This is a genomic window from Paenibacillus sp. DP01 (assembly GCF_044784315.1).
Lineage (GTDB): Bacteria > Bacillota > Bacilli > Paenibacillales > Paenibacillaceae > Paenibacillus > Paenibacillus polymyxa.
Genome location: NZ_CP173059.1, coordinates 1,235,725 through 1,252,571, shown reverse-complemented (window position 1 = coordinate 1,252,571; position 16,847 = coordinate 1,235,725). Strand labels below are relative to the sequence as shown.

General features: G+C 46.9%; 12 protein-coding genes. 1 reads left to right on the top strand and 11 read right to left on the bottom strand.

The window, feature by feature from the left end; translation table 11 throughout:
- Window positions 1–123 precede the first annotated feature (123 nt).
- Together ACH59B_RS05425 and ACH59B_RS05420 are read right to left on the bottom strand one after the other, a co-directional pair.
- Window positions 124–1,647, bottom strand: coding sequence for a copper amine oxidase N-terminal domain-containing protein (locus ACH59B_RS05425; protein ID WP_017426363.1), 1,524 nt, complete (start codon window positions 1,645–1,647; stop codon window positions 124–126).
- Between the two features lie 101 nt (window positions 1,648–1,748).
- Window positions 1,749–3,413, bottom strand: coding sequence for a PucR family transcriptional regulator (locus ACH59B_RS05420; protein ID WP_017426362.1), 1,665 nt, complete (start codon window positions 3,411–3,413; stop codon window positions 1,749–1,751).
- A 361-nt stretch (window positions 3,414–3,774) separates the two neighbouring features.
- Here ACH59B_RS05420 and ald point away from each other — a divergent pair, with 361 nt between their 5' ends.
- Entirely contained in the window at window positions 3,775–4,905 is a 1,131-nt protein-coding gene (gene ald, locus ACH59B_RS05415; RefSeq protein WP_031463018.1) for an alanine dehydrogenase, read from the top strand.
- A gap of 93 nt (window positions 4,906–4,998) precedes the next feature.
- Here the strand turns inward: ald and ACH59B_RS05410 are convergent, their stop codons facing one another.
- The 9 genes from ACH59B_RS05410 to ACH59B_RS05370 form a co-directional block, all read right to left on the bottom strand.
- Entirely contained in the window at window positions 4,999–5,535 is a 537-nt protein-coding gene (locus ACH59B_RS05410; RefSeq protein ID WP_017426360.1) for a mismatch-specific DNA-glycosylase, read from the bottom strand.
- 15 nt (window positions 5,536–5,550) lie between these two features.
- Window positions 5,551–6,414, bottom strand: a complete 864-nt coding sequence (locus ACH59B_RS05405) for an aldo/keto reductase (RefSeq protein ID WP_017426359.1) — start codon at window positions 6,412–6,414, stop codon at window positions 5,551–5,553.
- 13 nt (window positions 6,415–6,427) lie between these two features.
- Window positions 6,428–7,720: a hypothetical protein gene (locus tag ACH59B_RS05400; RefSeq protein ID WP_017426358.1), complete on the bottom strand. Its 1,293-nt coding sequence runs from the start codon at window positions 7,718–7,720 to the stop codon at window positions 6,428–6,430.
- Between the two features lie 145 nt (window positions 7,721–7,865).
- Entirely contained in the window at window positions 7,866–9,320 is a 1,455-nt protein-coding gene (locus tag ACH59B_RS05395; protein WP_017426357.1) for a PstS family phosphate ABC transporter substrate-binding protein, read from the bottom strand.
- 151 nt (window positions 9,321–9,471) lie between these two features.
- Entirely contained in the window at window positions 9,472–10,236 is a 765-nt protein-coding gene (locus tag ACH59B_RS05390; protein WP_016821393.1) for a class I SAM-dependent methyltransferase, read from the bottom strand.
- Window positions 10,237–10,450: 214 nt separating this feature from the next.
- Window positions 10,451–12,547: a DUF6449 domain-containing protein gene (locus tag ACH59B_RS05385; RefSeq protein ID WP_017426356.1), complete on the bottom strand. Its 2,097-nt coding sequence runs from the start codon at window positions 12,545–12,547 to the stop codon at window positions 10,451–10,453.
- Window positions 12,522–13,424: an ABC transporter ATP-binding protein gene (locus ACH59B_RS05380; RefSeq protein ID WP_016821395.1), complete on the bottom strand. Its 903-nt coding sequence runs from the start codon at window positions 13,422–13,424 to the stop codon at window positions 12,522–12,524. Before ACH59B_RS05380 ends, ACH59B_RS05385 begins: the two co-directional genes overlap by 26 nt.
- Window positions 13,417–13,806 (bottom strand): GntR family transcriptional regulator, encoded by a 390-nt coding sequence (locus ACH59B_RS05375; RefSeq protein ID WP_016821396.1) that lies wholly within the window; start codon window positions 13,804–13,806, stop codon window positions 13,417–13,419. The genes ACH59B_RS05380 and ACH59B_RS05375 overlap by 8 nt, the downstream gene beginning before the upstream one ends.
- A gap of 162 nt (window positions 13,807–13,968) precedes the next feature.
- Entirely contained in the window at window positions 13,969–16,644 is a 2,676-nt protein-coding gene (locus ACH59B_RS05370) for a PAS domain S-box protein (protein WP_016821397.1), read from the bottom strand.
- Between the last annotated feature and the right edge of the window lie 203 nt (window positions 16,645–16,847).

Sequence of the window (16,847 nt, the reverse complement as noted above, 5' to 3'; positions counted from 1 at the left end):
TGAGCATTTTACCAATATAACTAAAAAAGAACCAGCCCCTAATCCGGACTGGTTCCTGTATTTATACCTGATTCATTCCATGTAATAACCGTTAAGAAGAAGAAGGTGTACTTTGATTTCTTTTTAATCGCGTTTCAGTACATATTCTCCAGCATTGTTACGAGTTACAGTAGCGCCAAGTACCTCTGCAACAGATTTGAAAGGAACATACAATGTGCCATATTCATCCGTGTATGGAGCTTGTGGCAACGTCAATGTGCTTCCTTCCAGTACAGCCTGCTTGGAGCCGCTTTTCAGCTTAATCGTTTTACCAGTAATATCATCAATTACAGTTGTTTGTTTTGCAGCTGCATCCCATTTTAGTTCTGAGCTCAATTCACCTGTCAGTTCACGCAGTGGGATGAAGGCCGTACCTCCACGATTCTCCAAAACGTAGTAATCGTCTTTAGGATCGAAAATTGTTTCTACTTTTGTAATTTCCAAATCATTTTTTAAAATATTGTAGATCGGAGAATTTGCTTCAAAATTGCGCAGCGTCGCTCCTGGAGTTAATTCAGCTTGTGTATTCAAGTCAATAACGCCGTTAGAAAGATCTACTTTATCGGCCGTTACACTACCATTGACGTTCCAGGCTTGAGTCTCGGTCAGAATGGTAAAGGACTTCACCGGAAGATCGTCCACATCTGGCAACGCGACTGTCAAGTCTGTCAGCGCTTTGCGAACATTTCCTTTTTCATCAAAATACATGTCGTTTTTCAGCACCGTGTTGGCACTCAGGACTGTTTTGATTTCAGGTGCCTGTGCATACATAGTGCTGACTCCTACATCATACTGTGCCACAGCCAGGTCCAAATACTTTTTAACCTCAGTGTAAGCCTCGTTGACCAGCTTTTCTTTGTTTTCATTTAGTTCTGTTGTTACTTTATCACTACCCTCAATAGCTACGCCGGAAGCGATGGTTTTAGTCACATCAATAGCTTGGCCGATCAATTCTTTTAAGCCAGCTTCATCCTTGGCCAGATTTGTCAGGAACGGTTTTACCAATGCAACCAGTTCATCACCGCGCAGTTCTGTATGGAGACGGGTCAGTTTCACCTTGTCTTTTTCACCGTATACTTCTTCGGTTACAGATGTTGCAGAAATGGTCGAAGGGTTAGGAGCATGCTTAAGCATAAGTGCAGCGGCTGTTTTGGTCAGATCTCTCACGTCTTTGGAATATGCATAAGGATCAAACCCAGCAGGCAGACCGCTCAAACGCTCTTGCGAGTTCAGAGATATGTAATAAGGCTTTTTGGCACCTTCCAGGTGAATAGCCATACCTTGGCGATCCAAAGCAAGCTCAAATGGCAAATTATACTTATCAATGTGTAAAGTACCCTTGGCGGAAGCAACTTCCTCCGATTGTACCTTAGCTTCATCTACAGTCACCGAAATCGAATTAATCAAATCTACGATTTGTTGATCTCCTTGCGTGATTCCTTCTTTTGGAGTTAATTTAAGAGAAATTTTCTCCGTTGTCTGCTGGGATTTCACATCAAGTGTTCCCAATAAATTTTTACTTACATCAAATCCGCCTACTGCCTGGCAACCTGTCAAAGCTACCATTAACAGAATAAGAGGGACGGCAATCCATTTTTTTATATTCATATTAATCCCCTTTCAAGATATTTCCGTTATCTCTTCTATTATCTCAGTGTTAACACGCATTGTAAATGAGTAGAATAGAAAATAGAACTAGTTATTTAGGATCAATTTTCAGCCTGAAGCATCCGGTAAGCCAGGAGTGCCATCTCCAGACAGCGACGTTTGTCAGGGTCTGCCAAATTTCCCTCTACGATTTCATTAATTTTATCCAGTCGATTATAAAGAGTCTGCCTATGAATATACAAAACTCCGGCGGTATCACGCTTGGAGCCATGACATTGAAAGTAGGCATCCAGCGTATCCAGAAGCTGCATATGATGCTCACGATCATGCGCAATCAGCTCGCCCAAATGGTCCTGTACAAATTCTTGTAGAAAAGGAATGCGAGGCACTGCTTTCAACAATTGATAGATTCCGATGCTGTCGTAAAATAGCTGATCCTGCATGACCGGGACGCTTCGCGCGACTTCAATGACCTGATATGCCTCTTCAAAACTGCGGTCCGTCCCGGTCATGCGGTGCCTTACCTTACCAAAGCCTGCATGAATGCGCACTTTATCAAGCTGTCCTGCGGCATAGTTCTGAATATATTGGACCGTATGGGCCAGCACTTTTTTCATCTGCGCTTCGGAACGCAGCGTTAATTCCTCCTTGGCACAAAGGATGTAGCATTGACTTCCTTTCATCATCAACAGATTGTGCAACGCTTCTTTTTTCAACAGAGAACGAAGCAGCACTAATACATCCTGATTGATGGATTCCTTGCGCACCTGACTTGCGTCCTTGTCCTGATGCTCTACCTCGATGACTCCTGCCCAAAATAAATACCGACCCTTCGTTAACAATCGCAGTCCCATCCGGGTCTGGGCCTGTTCTTCATTGGGAAGCTGGCCGTTCAATACATCCTGAATCAGTTCATTTTGATTACGTAGCAATCGGTCTTCAAGAAACTGTGTTCTCAGTACCAATGTAGCGGCCGCCTTGGCTGTGTAATCAATGAGCAGCGACATTTCTTCCGTCGGCATTTCATTATGCAGTACCACACCTACAGCGGAAAACACCTGACCGAAGCATACAACAGGCTGAAACAAGACGGCAGTGGATTCATTTAGGTGAAACAGCAGGTGCCCTTCACGATCGGCAGTCATACTGGATTCCACTTCATTGGCATAAAAATCCGCAATATGGTCTGCCACATCCGGCTGGACGGAAGGCACGAATCGATTGGTATCAATGGAGGACATGTAGATGACCTGCCGGGCAGCGTAGTCATGGAGCACACGCAAGAGGGCATTCATATCGGTGCTGCGTAGGGTTTCCTGCTGAAGCTGACGTGAAAATCGCTCCAGATCTTTTAATAGTTCATGATGTCGGTTAATAAGTAGGGAGTGAATATCTTGTGTAATTTCAACAAAACGCACCGGCTGCTCAAATATGATGACCGGGAAGTGATGCCGTTCCGCCAGCTCCAGTATTTCAGAGGGGATCTCATGGATGCTCGTGCCCAGCTCCACACACAATCCTGCGGCTTCCGAGCGGATCAGCTGCTCCATATACTCGGCGCGCTCTTCCCCCTTCCGGATTAACCACAGGCCGGTCGTCAAAATCAGGTCATGACGGCTCACAAAGGGGGATACATTGGTGATTTCTAGCACATGAACCCAACCCACACGGCGATTTACGCCCTGTTCCCCCGCTGCCAGCTTCGCCCGCCGGAAAACAGGACGTTCCAGCACATCCGCAATGGTAAATGTTTTTTTACCTTTCATCGGCATTCTCCCTATGTGTATGTCTTTATGTCATTTTATATGACATATATTCATCAAAAAGTCGAGCCTTTAAGTCAGATAATCCGACAAAATGTATGATGCGAAGGAGTCGCACCCCTTGTAAACTGTACCTAATCTAACATGAATTGCATTTATCGGCTTGAGTCCATGTAACTAATCAGCAGGCTGCTTACAAATGATAGTGCAATTTTCTAAGCTCGTTTGGTCGCATCCAACAGTAAACCATAGCAGGGGGAGCTGCCCTAAAACACGTTCAACAAACATTGATTCTGCAGCGTAGCTGCCCTAAAAACAATTATTTGCCGTTGGATAACAATTATTTTTAGGAGAGGTGAAACGAATGAAAATTGGGATTCCAAAAGAGATTAAAAACAATGAAAATCGTGTCGCTCTGACACCTGCGGGTGCTGCTCAAATGATTCAACACGGACATCAAGTGTTTGTAGAAAGCCATGCAGGGGTTGAAAGTGGCTATACAGACGGAGATTATGCCACTGCGGGTGCGATCCTTGTTCAGCAAGCGGCAGATGTGTGGTCCCAGGCGGATATGATTATCAAAGTAAAAGAGCCGCTCCCCTCTGAATACAGGTATTTTCGACCAGGTTTGATTTTGTTCACCTATCTGCATCTGGCTGCCGAGCCCGCACTGGCCCGGGCTTTAACAGACAACGGCGTGGCCGCCATTTCCTATGAAACGCTAAATGTGGAAGGAAGCCTACCGTTGCTTACCCCCATGAGCGAGGTTGCAGGCCGAATGGCTGTACAAATCGGAGCACAGCTGTTGGAAAAACCAAAAGGCGGTAAAGGCATCCTACTGGCAGGTGTGCCAGGGGTCAAACGCGGTAAAGTAACTATTATTGGCGGAGGGGTGGTCGGCACCAATGCTGCCAAGGTCGCTATCGGTCTCGGCGCAGATGTTACATTGATCGATCTAAGCCTGCAAAGATTGCGCCAACTGGACGATATTTTTGGCAATCAGCTCCATACATTGGTGTCCACCCCTTCCAACATTGCTGAAGCCGTGGCGCAAAGTGATTTGCTGATCGGTGCTGTCCTGATCACTGGTGCCAAAGCCCCGCGGCTCGTAACAGAGGCCATGGTGCAGACAATGCAACCCGGTTCAGTGATCGTCGATGTCGCCATTGACCAAGGTGGCATTGTTGAGACGATTGACCACATCACGACACATGATCAGCCAACCTATGTAAAGCATGGCGTCATTCACTATGCAGTAGCGAACATGCCTGGCGCAGTACCACAAACCTCCACGCTCGCTCTGACGAACGCGACGCTCCCCTTTGCTCTCCAACTTGCGGATCTCGGTGTGCTAGAGGCACTTCGCAGAAGCAAGCCGCTGCTTAGCGGTACCAATGTCCTGAACGGACATATCACCTACGAAGCAGTCGCCCGTGATCTGGGGTATCCTTATGTTCCTGTGGAACAGGCATGGCAGACCAAAACCCTACAATAGAAAAGAAGCAGCACAAAGAACCATACACTTTTCCCAGTAAGGATTAAAGTGTATGGTTCTTTGTATGCTGCATCTACCAAACGTAGCCGCATTTTAGACGGCTTCTGACGAAAGGAACGTTTGGAGACGGCGATAAATATCCGTGATTTCTTCCAGCGACATGCGCACCAGTCCACTAGACGAAGGTGCCACAAATTCATGCATTTCGGGGATTAGCGGTTCAGGCTGAAATCCCCAATCCGCTTTGGATTTTTTACTATATTCGGTGTACACGCCTTTGCCGACAAAGCAAGCGACCTTCGGGCGGTATTCCATTAGCTTCGCATGCAGCTTCAGACGTCCTTCGGCGTATTCCTCACGGGTAATGTCCTCCACTCCTCTGGTAGGACGGGAGACAATGTTGGTAAAACCGAAACCCAGCTTTAGCAGCTCCCGATCTTCCGATGGATCGTATAAGCGAAGGGTCAAGCCAGCCCCCTCCAGTATGCGCCAAAAGCGGTTGCGCGGATTAGCGTAATGATGTCCTACCTCGCCGGATTTCAGACTGGGATTAAAGCCGATAAATACAACGGATAATCCATAGTCGAGATGATCATCTACCTCGTGTAGTTCTGTCTCTGGTTCTGTCATCGGGCCCCTCCTTCCTCAAACCATATCCAGCGGCTGCTTCCTCGTTGGCGGAGGAAAAGCCTCGTCTATTTGTTGAAGTTGTTCAGGGGTGAGCCGAATGCTTGCTGCCGCTGCATTTTCTCGTACATGCGATTCTTGTACCGCCTTGGGGATTGCCCACACATCACCGTCCCGTATAACCCATGCGAGTGCGATTTGCGATGGAGTTACTCCGTGGCTGGCAGCAATGTCTACCATAACGGGATGCTCCAGTAGTCCTCGTCGCAGGCGTCCACCTTGGGCAATCGGGCAATAGGCCATTACAGGCACCCCATGCGTACGGCTCCAAGGAAGCAGATCATATTCGATACCTCGCGAAGCCGCGTGATACAGCACTTGGTTGACAGCACAGGCTTTGCCATTACTCAGGCTCCAAAGCTCCTCCATATCGGATTTGTCGAGATTGGACACGCCCCAGTTGCGGATTTTGCCTTGCTCACGCAGTTTTTCCATACCTTGTATTGTCTCTTCTAGTGGAATATTCCCGCGCCAATGCAGCAGATACATGTCCACGTGTTCGGTTCCCATTCGGGTTAGGCTTGCTTCGCAGGCTTGAGCCAATCCTTGACGGTCCGCATGATGAGGGTAGGCTTTGCTGACAAGATACACATCGTCCCGGCGGCCTCGAATGGCCTCCCCGACGATCTCTTCTGCGCCGCCCTCCGCATACATTTCAGCCGTGTCTACTAGCGTCATCCCCAGCTCGAAGCCAAGTTGAAGCGCACGCACCTCCTCCTGCCGAAGCGAGGCTTTTTCGCCCATATACCACGTGCCCTGCCCGATGAGTGGTACTTCACGACCGTCCGCCCATGTAATCGCACTTCTCTTATGTTGACTCAACTACATTCCCTCCTTAGGAGCCTGGTGTCACAGGCTTGTCAAATACATGACTCTGCGTCCAGTGCTGACCACCATCCGAGGTGGTATATAGGATCGGGGCCTGCTCTGAATCCGAGAAAATAGCCCAGCCTTCCTTGGCATTGGCCATCCCGATTTGCTGACCGCCATAACCATCAAAGCCTTGTTTGCCATTGTTCCACGTCTTGCCTCCGTCATTGGTCCAACCAATCGTATTAGGCTTGTCACACGGTGCACAGTAGCCACCCATCAAAGCGGTACTGATGTTAACCGCATAGAGCATGCCTGGTGCTGTCCCTTCATTTTTGGCAACCTGATTGTCTTGCTGGCTAACACCTGGTGCAGGACCGCCGCCGGCAGTAGAATTCGCCAGTACAGTACGCCAGCTTTGTCCGCTATCAGCCGTATGCCAAAGCGAATACGACGTCTGATTCATCCCCGTATCTCCAACCAGCTCAATCCATGCGTTGCCCCGTCCTACCGATCGAATAGTTACTCCGTTCAGAGGCCCCTCGGTTGTCCGCGACATGACAGGAGTCCAATCTTGACCACCGTTAACGGTGTGCAAAATCTGGATCGAGCGATCTGTTTTCTGGGTTACTGCCCAGCCGTTTTGCCGATCATGAAAATATGGCTGTCCTACCATGTGGCTAGGCACAAGGAGCGAAGACCAGCTTTGTCCACCATCCTTGGTATATTGGTTGCCACTAAATCCTTCCTTGGATGATACAAAGTGTAAAAAGTCCGCTTGTCCTTGCTCAGGTACAGTCCCGACAGCTTCCCAATGCTTGCCGCCATCGTGAGTTGCCAGCAGTGAACCACTATCTTCCATAACAGCCCAGGCCTGCTCTCCATTCAAGGCAAAAATCTGTTGAACCGTACCTTTGCCTTGATACTGCACATTCCAAGCTGAACCGACTGAACCGGATGGAGCCGCGTCTGTTCGGGCAATCCATCCATTACCGCCGATCCAGCCAGATTGGCCGTCGATTAATCGAAGCGCGGTAATATTGTCCATGCGGACGTTCGCTATACTAGCATCTGTCTTCGTTTGCCCTCCTGTCTCCACTGCTCTGTCAGTGCTGGACGGGGATGTGCTGCTTTTGCCGTCAGAAGCAGTCTGCTGTTCCGGTGTATCTACAGTGGCTCCCGAATCATTGACTTGTGTCGATGCAGAATCCTTTGGTTTATTCTGAGCCGTTTGTCCTGTTTGTGATCCTGTTTCACAACCTGCTGCTACTATGGCTACGGCGAGTAAAAGCACCCAAACCGATGTTTTTTTCTTCATTTTTGTTCATCCCCTTAAGTTGTTGATATACTTGCTGCGCGGGTATTGTATTCACAGCAAAGCATATTCTATGTATTACCCTGCTGTATTGGTTTCACTCTTGCGGTGAATATACGATACTGACTGTATTCGAATCGTTATAGGATTACGAGTTTACAGGAACAAAGCCGCCTTTTTCAATGGCCTGAGTTCCTGCTTCGCTTTGCAGCCATTCGAGTAATCGTTGCATCGAAGCACGTGGCTTTTCGCCTTCGCGTGTAACTACAAACAGTTGGGCTGTGAATGGATATTGTTTCGAACGAATGTGTTCTTTGTCGGGCTCCACTCCATTAATAGATAAAAATTTGACCTCTTGACGATTATGCATCACATTTGCGAAATAATAAAATGAATAACCGAGCGCGTTGTGATCCTTGTCAAAATCAGCAATTGCATTAATCATCTCACCCATTATACCAATTCGGAGTTCCCGAGGCGGTTCAGCCATGTCCTGACCTTTCATCACTTTCTTCTGCATATATGTTTGGCTTCCTGAGTTTTCCTCCCGCTGATAAGCAACGATCGGCTGATTCTTGCCCCCTACTTCACGCCAGTTACGAATAGATCCTTCATATATGCTGCGCACCTGCTCCGAAGAAAGTCCGTTAACCGGATTGCCTTTATGAACGAGAAAAATAAACGCATCCCACCCGATAGGTGTAAGCTTCATTTGAATTCCCCGACTTTTCGCCAGGCGCAATTCCTCATCGGATGGACCCGCCACCAGTATCAGATCCGCCTTCTTTTCAATCAGATTGACATAAGCCTGATGTGTTGTGTTGAATCTCAGTTCGTGAGCCGCACGAACCTTGTTCATTCCGGTCAATTCATGCAGCATATCCTGTGCGAATGGAATGGCCGCTGTAGCGCCATCTACTACCGGAAAATCCCTCTCCGCAATGTACGGACGCTGAGGAAGCATGAGCGTAATCGTCAGCACAATGATGAGCGCAGCAGATATTGCAGCTACAACCCATTGCCATCTATGGTCCACCTTTCCGTGCTGGTCGGTCACCGCTGGATAGCGATCTACCCCAACACCGACTACCATGCCAGCTATGGGCAGCAGTGCGGTCAGCAGAAACCAGATTCCACCGAGCTGTGTATATGACCCCAATACTTCCAGTATAGGTTCCGCCCAAGCGTGATAGAGTGAAAAAAGCTCCCACGCTCCTCCAGATACTTCGGCAAGTTGGCCGCCAGATCCTCGTAGTCCTATAATCCACAACCACAGCCCGCATAATAAGGATGCTAGCCCAGTCAGCATCAGCAGAAGCTTATGCATATTGGACATATGCGCACTCAAAGCACCATAAGCTGCAAAAATGAGACCGACCAGCCATACATATAGCAGCAATATTACAACCACGGTTATATCCGTCACACCTTCATGCCTCAGCAAATACTGCACTTGAGGTGCTACAACCATACTCCAAATAATATTAAACATGACTGAAAACAATCCAAACATAAACGTACCGACCAGCCATGGCCAAAACCATGCTATCCGCACAGAATTGCCCTCTTTCGGCTTGCTTATAACTTCCTTTGGTTCAGACATGTACATCCCCCTATATCTTATAAATGAAATGAGTCTGTAAGCTATTGCTTCTTCATTGTACAATTATGGTAAAGATTAGTATACGAAAGGGTAGTAAAAATGACAAAAAGGCCTCCCCTACAGGATAGGCCTCTTTGGTATCGAATCTTCTCTATATCGCTCTGGCATGGATTAAAAAACGATGCTGCTTCACGTCCCAATAACCATCACGTTTAATATCCAAATACAGACTATACAGCTGTTCTATATATTTCTCTGGCTGGAAGTCTGCAATCTGCCATTCAATAACTTTTAAGTAATAGACAATCGCTCCAATATCGTAAAAGCGCTGGATCGGAAACTGTTCCCGCTGCTCTACGATTTCAAAACCATTACTTTTCAAACCTGCAATTGCTTGAGGAAGAGTCCAGTCCGCATACACGTAATCAGGTGCTCCCAAGCGGGCGTTAAGGCCTGCACAATCCAAGCCTCCTGCCTGTTGAGTCAAAAACGTACCTCCTGAACGCAAAATACGGTGCACTTCCGCTGGCGAAAATGACTCATGCTTGTTCAGCACAAGGTCGAACCCAGCATCGTCAAACGGAAGGGAATCGTCATCATGAATAGCCATCACGCGCACACCCAGCGGCTCCAATCTTTGCTTGGCGATAGGTACGTTCGGTGCATATGCCTCTGTCGCACATATGATCTCTGGAAAAGGGCGCAACTGCGACAAGAACTCTCCCCCGCCTGTTCCCATATCCAGCATCGCCTTCGAGGCATGCATCAACGCCAAAGCCTTGCTGGCATAAGACCAGTCCAAAGGCTCGCTCGCCACTCGTCCCGTGTCCGAAATGAATGAAAAATCCCATCCGGAAAATGACTGTTTATGATGATCCAACAACTGTAGAAATTCACGATCTTCTGTATATTTCATATTTTTTTGCTCCTCCACTATTGGACTGTACAATATTGAACTCTTCTCTCTGTATGTTCTACGTTGTATCACTCTGGTCTCTATTTATGTCCGTTCTAATGTGGAGGAGCTCTTGCCCGTCGATGAGGTTGTTATATGTCGTGTCCGAACCATCCCATGTTCATCTACCTCCGTCCATATTCCCTCTAAACCAGATACTGTCCCTCGTAGGAGCTTAAGGAACTGCCGGTAATGCCTTGGCAAGCTCCGGTGTCATATCGTTCGGAGTAAAATAGTAATAGCGTGTATGGGGATCTGAACTAAATAAAGGTTTGATCTTGACTTGAACCAAGTAAGTGCCTTTCGCCATATCTGGAGTATAGCTATTAGATCTACGCTTTTCCAGTACAGTGCTCCACAGCTTCGGATCTTCAATCGTTATTGCTTTGTGCTTTTGTTGAATGCTTCTAAATATTTTATAGTCTTCAATATATTGATTGGGTTGATAAGGCTCCATTTCCTGAGAAATAATAGGAACAGCCCGTATCGAAAAAATATCCTTGGAATCAATGATGACCTTATCCGCATACCCTTTTTGCTCTAGCCAATCTGTAAGCTTGTGATATGAAGCCGGCCAATTAAATGAAATTTCACGATGCCAGCTCGGTTCGTTATTGGTAGAGGATGACTCTTTATTTGTAATAGAAACATTCCCCAGAGGGTATCGATGTGATTGCATTTCGCTATAACTCATATTTAATACTTCTTCTCTGAGTACAGCTTCAAATTCACGAGTTTCTTTGGGATTGGTTAAAACCACTCGTCTTTCATTATCATCTACGGATTCGATATTGATCGTCTCTGCTTTTCCTTGCAGCTTATCCAGCTTGTATCTCACCGTTTTATAAGGCTCTGCTTCCATCACTTTAGTCAGTTCTGTCCGGAAAGGCTTCTCCGGGAATGTATAGCGGCGAGTCATGGTGGAACCATCATCCAAACGGTAGACTATGAATGCCGATTCGACGGCCAGGTTTTTGGACAACATTTTCTCGCCAGCTGCATGTGCACGTACGAGTTCTCGATGTAAATTCAGTACAGAGGCGATATAGGCCCTATCTTGGGAGTAATAAGCTTCTTTTTCTGCATCTCCCCCTAGAGGCTCCTCTTGCCCGACATAAACTTTTTCTACGGAGTGTGCTGTTGGAATCCGTCCCTCATAACCCAACCAACCTGAAATCGGGATATACAGTACCAGCCCCATGATCACACCGTAAACGACCATTTCCACCAAAGCACGAACACGCACAATTTGCCACGTCTTGCGGACGACCATTTCTACAACGATATAGCCTAAAATAGCTCCAAGTGCATACCCGAAAATCGACCAATTAGCTCCTCTTGTACCTGCATTATAAAAATAATCGCCTAGTACAAGCATGGCGCATAGTATAACCCCTGCCTTGAACAAAGGTTGAAAGAAAGAAAACGCTATAGCCTGAGTCGCCTTTTCGACCAAGCGTTTACGATACAAACCATAACTCAAGGCGACAAACAGCACAGAGATACCTAGATAGGCGAGTAGCTCCATGTAAGAAAAGGCGCGCTGTGGCAAGTTGTCCATAATGCGTACAAACGGCGATAAGTTTTCCCAAACATTATTATTGCTGCGAAACTCCGAGCCGTTAATATATTGAACAACGGTTTCTCGCACCCGCACATATCCGTATAAATTACGTTCCAGAAAACGCCCTATCATCATGAATAGAAACTGAGGCAATAGCAGCAAAACATACACTACTACGGTCTGTAGCAACGATTGTCCCACACAAATCCCTACAAACACAGTAAAAGTAAACAAGAAAATCGTAAGGACGGACACAACCAAAGCCCACGATCCAACGTCATTAATTTGAAAAATATAAGGCAGTTCGACTGACGTGTTAACCCAAGCAGTTACTCCCGCAGTCAGCCATACAGGTACAAGTAAAAGAACAAGACCGCTAATTAAATGTGACGTTAATAGATGCTCTCTACGCAAAGGTAGGCTATGATACAAATCGGATGGCCCCTGTCGCTGAACAAAACGAAGCAGCATCACACCTGCCAGCACGGGTACGGTCATTAAAATTAATTTTTGCAATTCATTACCCGAGTTTGTGCTATCGAACAAGCTTTTTAAAACCACTCGCGGTTGTTCATCACCAGTGCTCATAAACAATGGCAGCGGTACTGTAAACAGCAATCCTGCCAAGTACAATAGACCGATCCAGCCATGCTGTCTCAGGCATTGGCGAATTACGCCGCCGCTACAGAAGAATCGGTTGGATGTCATAACCTGCGTCCTCCATTTCATAAATGAAAATTTCTTCAAGCGTCAACGGCAGCAAATCGAACACATGCGGCTCATACGCTTCAATCGTTTCTGCAATCCGCTCTCGCTCACCCCGGATGATAAGCAGCAGAACACTGCCCCTCCGCTCCTTATGTACAACCGAAAGTTGGCCACAGACAGCTTCCTCATGCATGCTGTCCCGAAAGGCAACCTGCACCTTATGCGTATCGGATTTAAGGTCATCCACCTCTTTTTCCAACAGCATCCGACCTTGGTGCATAATGCCGACATGATCACACATGTCTTCAATCTCACGCAAATTATGAGATGAGATCACGACGGTCATCTCACGTGCTGCGGTTTCTTGGAACAAGAGATTTTTGATCATTCTACGCATCACGGGGTCCAGACCATCAATGGGTTCATCCAAAACCAGCAGCTCTGGCATGCAGCTCAAGGCAAGCAAAAAAGCGGCTTGGCGCTTCATCCCCTTGGAAAAACGGTGAAGTTTGCGCTTCGGGTCCAGCTTGAAAATCTCCGTAAGCTGTGTGTAGCGTTCTTCACTCCAACTTGGATAAATGGAGCGGTAAAACCGGGCCATCTGACGAATTGTCGCTTGCGGGAAAAAATAAGGGGTATCCGGCAAAAACAGAATGTGCTGCTTGGCTTCAGGCTGCTCATACACCGGCTGTCCACCGATTAGCACCTTACCAGTATCCGGCCGGTAAATCCCGGCAATGATTTTGAGCAAGGTCGTTTTCCCTGCCCCGTTCGAGCCCAGCAGTCCAAAAATGGAGCCCTTCTTTACCGTCAGGGCGAGCTGATCGACAGCCTTTTCTTCCGTAAATGTCTTTGTGACTTCCCTTAATTCAATCAAGGGACATCCCCCTTTCCTTTGTTTGCATAGCTTCCACGTATATGTCGTCCACTTCCTGCTGTGTAAAACCGAAATGGACAGCTTCGATCATCAGTTTTAACAATGCCGCCCGAATCTCATCCCGCTTTATTTGTTGCGGCTGCTGCTGGGTAGGCGTGACAAAGCTGCCTTTGCCCTGAACGGAATAAATATATCCTTCGCGTTCCAGCTCGCGATACGCTTTCTGAATCGTATTCGGATTCACCGTAAGTTGAGCGGACAATGCCCGTACAGAAGGCAATTGCTCATCCGGCTGAAGCGATCCGTACACGATCATTTCCTTAACCTTCTCCATAAGCTGTTCGTAGATCGGCTTACGGCTGCGGATATCCAGCTCGAACATGGACTTCCTCCTTTCAACACTGGCTCAAATTCATGTATACATGTTCAACTGTTCTAACTGTACTATCATTAATAGTACAGTTAGAACAGTTTGTCAATCTTTTCTTTGGACATTTCTTACAAAAAATAGCCGCGATGCAGAATGCATCACGGCTATTTCTTTTTAGCCTTCCTTTGAATCATAAGGCTGATCACGGCTTATATTCGCAAGTGTGTGCCCTTCCGGCAGTTTTAGATCCAGTTGGAACCGGAATGTTGCTCCTCTGGCCTCGTCACTATCTACACCAATGGAACCCCCCATTAGCTTGACCAGGTTTTTGCAGATGGACAAGCCAAGACCTGTCCCTCCATATTTCCGGTTCAGTGCCGGATGAAGCTGGGAAAAAGGCTGAAACAACAAATGCTGACGGTCTGCCGGGATGCCGATTCCAGTATCCGTTACACTAAACTCAATCAGGCATTTCTTTTTACGGCGGCTGTAAGCCTTTCTCTCCACAAAAATATTTACACGCCCTCGCTCCGTAAATTTGATCGCATTGCTCACCAAGTTCACCAATATCTGTCGGATACGCACATGATCACCGACTAGCATCCCTGGCATTTCCTGATCTATATGCCATTCTAGCTGGATTCCTTTTTCCATAGCCTGCGTCATAAATAGGTCAGCTACACTGCCAACCACATCCTCCAGCACAAAAGACTCATGCAGCAACGACATTTTGCCAGCTTCGATTTTGCTCAAATCCAGTATCTCATTCAATATCTGCATCAAAGCGTTGCTACTGCTGGTAATAATATCGATATAGCTACGCTGCTCCTCATCTAATTCCGTGTCTGCCAGTAATCCTGCCATGCCTATAATGCCGTTCATCGGTGTACGAAGCTCATGACTCATCACAGACAGGAATTCTGACTTGGCTCGATCGGCGCGTTCGGCAGACTCCTTGGCCCGAATAATCTCCTTTTCATTCGTCCTGTCTACAAAAACCATCACCGCTCCTTTTCGTTCGCCGTTATCCATCAAAGGGCTGATTCGATAGGAGGCCAGAAAACTGGACCCGTCTTTTTTCCAAAATACAGCTTCCTCTGCCTGATAAGAAGCGCCGCTGCGAATCGCTTGGAGAATAGAAGCCTGCTCGTCCGGAAAATGGCTGCCTATTTCGTCAGCATGGCGAATGACGTCTATACATGAACCGTTCAGCGGGTTGGCTGATCCTATGCCGAACATCTCAACAGCTGCCGGGTTCATAAAGCGGACATGTCCTTCGGTATTCAAACCCACAATTCCTTCGGATACTGCATTCAAAATAAGCGAATGTTCGTTACTGAGCTTTTCAATCTGAGCAATGTAGTTTTTAAGAGGGGTAACATTCTCTATAATCCCGTAACAGCCTACAATTTCTTCTTGCACGAAAATCGGGATATTCGTCATCTTGATGAATAGACGCTCCCCCTCCTTATGTATGAATTCCGATTCATAGGTTTGTGTCTCCCCCTGTTTGGCCATTTCGATATGTCGTTTGATTTTGTCCTGTTCCTCAGAGGAAGCCATGACAAGTATTTCAGCTCCAAGAAGCTCATCCCTCGTATAACCCGTAAGCTTCTCCAAACTCGGATTCACGCTCAAAATATGACCTTCCATATTCATGGCGCATATCCCGAGTGGATTATGCTGAAATAGTGACTTATAACGGTTTTCACTTTCACGAAGACGTTGCTCGATTTCCCGGTGCTCTGTAACATCCTGTATCATCCCGACTACTTGAACAGGCTTGCCTGCATGCTCGTCCATCTCAGCTTCCCAGATCGAGCGCAGTACCTTCTGTTCCCCATTGGGCAATACAATCCGGTAAAAGGTTTCTTCGTGAATTCCCTTTAAGATCACGTTGTTGATAATTTGCTTCATCCGTTCAGTATCTTCGGGATGAACTGCCTTCATGAAAGCGTCAATACTTGTTTCAACCGGCTTGACACGATAGCCAAATATGCTGCGAAATTCCTTGGAAAAATGCATAACATTGTTGACCAGATCCCAGTCCCATGAGCCGAACATCGCCAACTGTTGAGCTTTTGCCAGGTTCTCCTCGCTCTTCTGGCGCTCTGTGATATTTCGTCCGATGGATAGAACTCGCTTGATCTTGCCCTGTTCATCCCGAATAATACGGTACGATACTTCCAGCCACAAATAATGCCCGTCCTTATGACGTACACGCCGCTTCATGATGCCTGTTTCCTTGAACATTCCATGTACACGCATGTAATCGGCATCTTCGATATGGTAAAATTGAAGCCGTTTTTTGCCGAGCATTTCCTGCTTCGTATAGCCAAGGAGTTTTTCCACCGAAGGAGAAATATATTGAAGTATGCCGTCTGCCGTGCTGTAAGAGATGACATCCGGCGTATTTTCGGTAATCAACATGTACAAATCCTCATTGTCCGAAAGCACCTGCTCCATGTCCTTTTTCTCCGTGACATCCATTGCATACGCAATCAAATAAGATTGTTCGGTAGCCTCATCATCAAATATGGTTAATTCCAGCGATAGCCAGACAGTTGTTCCCCGTTTATGCTTCAAACGCAGCTCTGTCTTGTAGACTTGATCCGTAGCCTTTAGCCAACCTGCATAGGCCTCCCTCAGCCCTTGCTGATCCTGAGCCTCATTATACAAGAGATGGTAATATCGGATATCCAGTAATTCCTCCTGCTCATATCCGACCATTTTGCAAAAGGCGGGATTGACATAAAGACACTTCCCCTCCCTCGACAAAATCACGATTCCTGTCGGGGCATGATTATACATATGTTCCAGCAAAGGCAGTCGTTGAGCAGCAGAAAACAAATGAATCTCCTCCTCTATATGAAAGACATTAAAACATGTATGCACAAAAGATTGCCGATGCAGGTTCATCGGCAATCTCTAGATTATTTTTTTATACCACCCGGCTAAGAAAATGACGCAAAAATCGCTCAGCAGTGAGTTGCAATTGCCTTCTCTACCGAGATGTTGCTAAAAGTGGTTGTTGACCCCCACAGTAGATTAGT

Bases quoted from the DNA above. Each gene is read 5' to 3' on its own strand.
- ACH59B_RS05420 (WP_017426362.1), bottom strand. From the start codon at position 3,413: ATGAAAGGTAAAAAAACATTTACCATTGCGGATGTGCTGGAACGTCCT.
- ACH59B_RS05390 (WP_016821393.1), bottom strand. From the start codon at position 10,236: ATGAAATATACAGAAGATCGTGAATTTCTACAGTTGTTGGATCATCAT.
- ACH59B_RS05375 (WP_016821396.1), bottom strand. From the start codon at position 13,806: ATGTTCGAGCTGGATATCCGCAGCCGTAAGCCGATCTACGAACAGCTT.
- ald (WP_031463018.1), top strand. From the start codon at position 3,775: ATGAAAATTGGGATTCCAAAAGAGATTAAAAACAATGAAAATCGTGTC.
- ACH59B_RS05410 (WP_017426360.1), bottom strand. From the start codon at position 5,535: ATGACAGAACCAGAGACAGAACTACACGAGGTAGATGATCATCTCGAC.
- ACH59B_RS05395 (WP_017426357.1), bottom strand. From the start codon at position 9,320: ATGTCTGAACCAAAGGAAGTTATAAGCAAGCCGAAAGAGGGCAATTCT.
- ACH59B_RS05385 (WP_017426356.1), bottom strand. From the start codon at position 12,547: ATGACATCCAACCGATTCTTCTGTAGCGGCGGCGTAATTCGCCAATGC.
- ACH59B_RS05425 (WP_017426363.1), bottom strand. From the start codon at position 1,647: ATGAATATAAAAAAATGGATTGCCGTCCCTCTTATTCTGTTAATGGTA.
- ACH59B_RS05400 (WP_017426358.1), bottom strand. From the start codon at position 7,720: ATGAAGAAAAAAACATCGGTTTGGGTGCTTTTACTCGCCGTAGCCATA.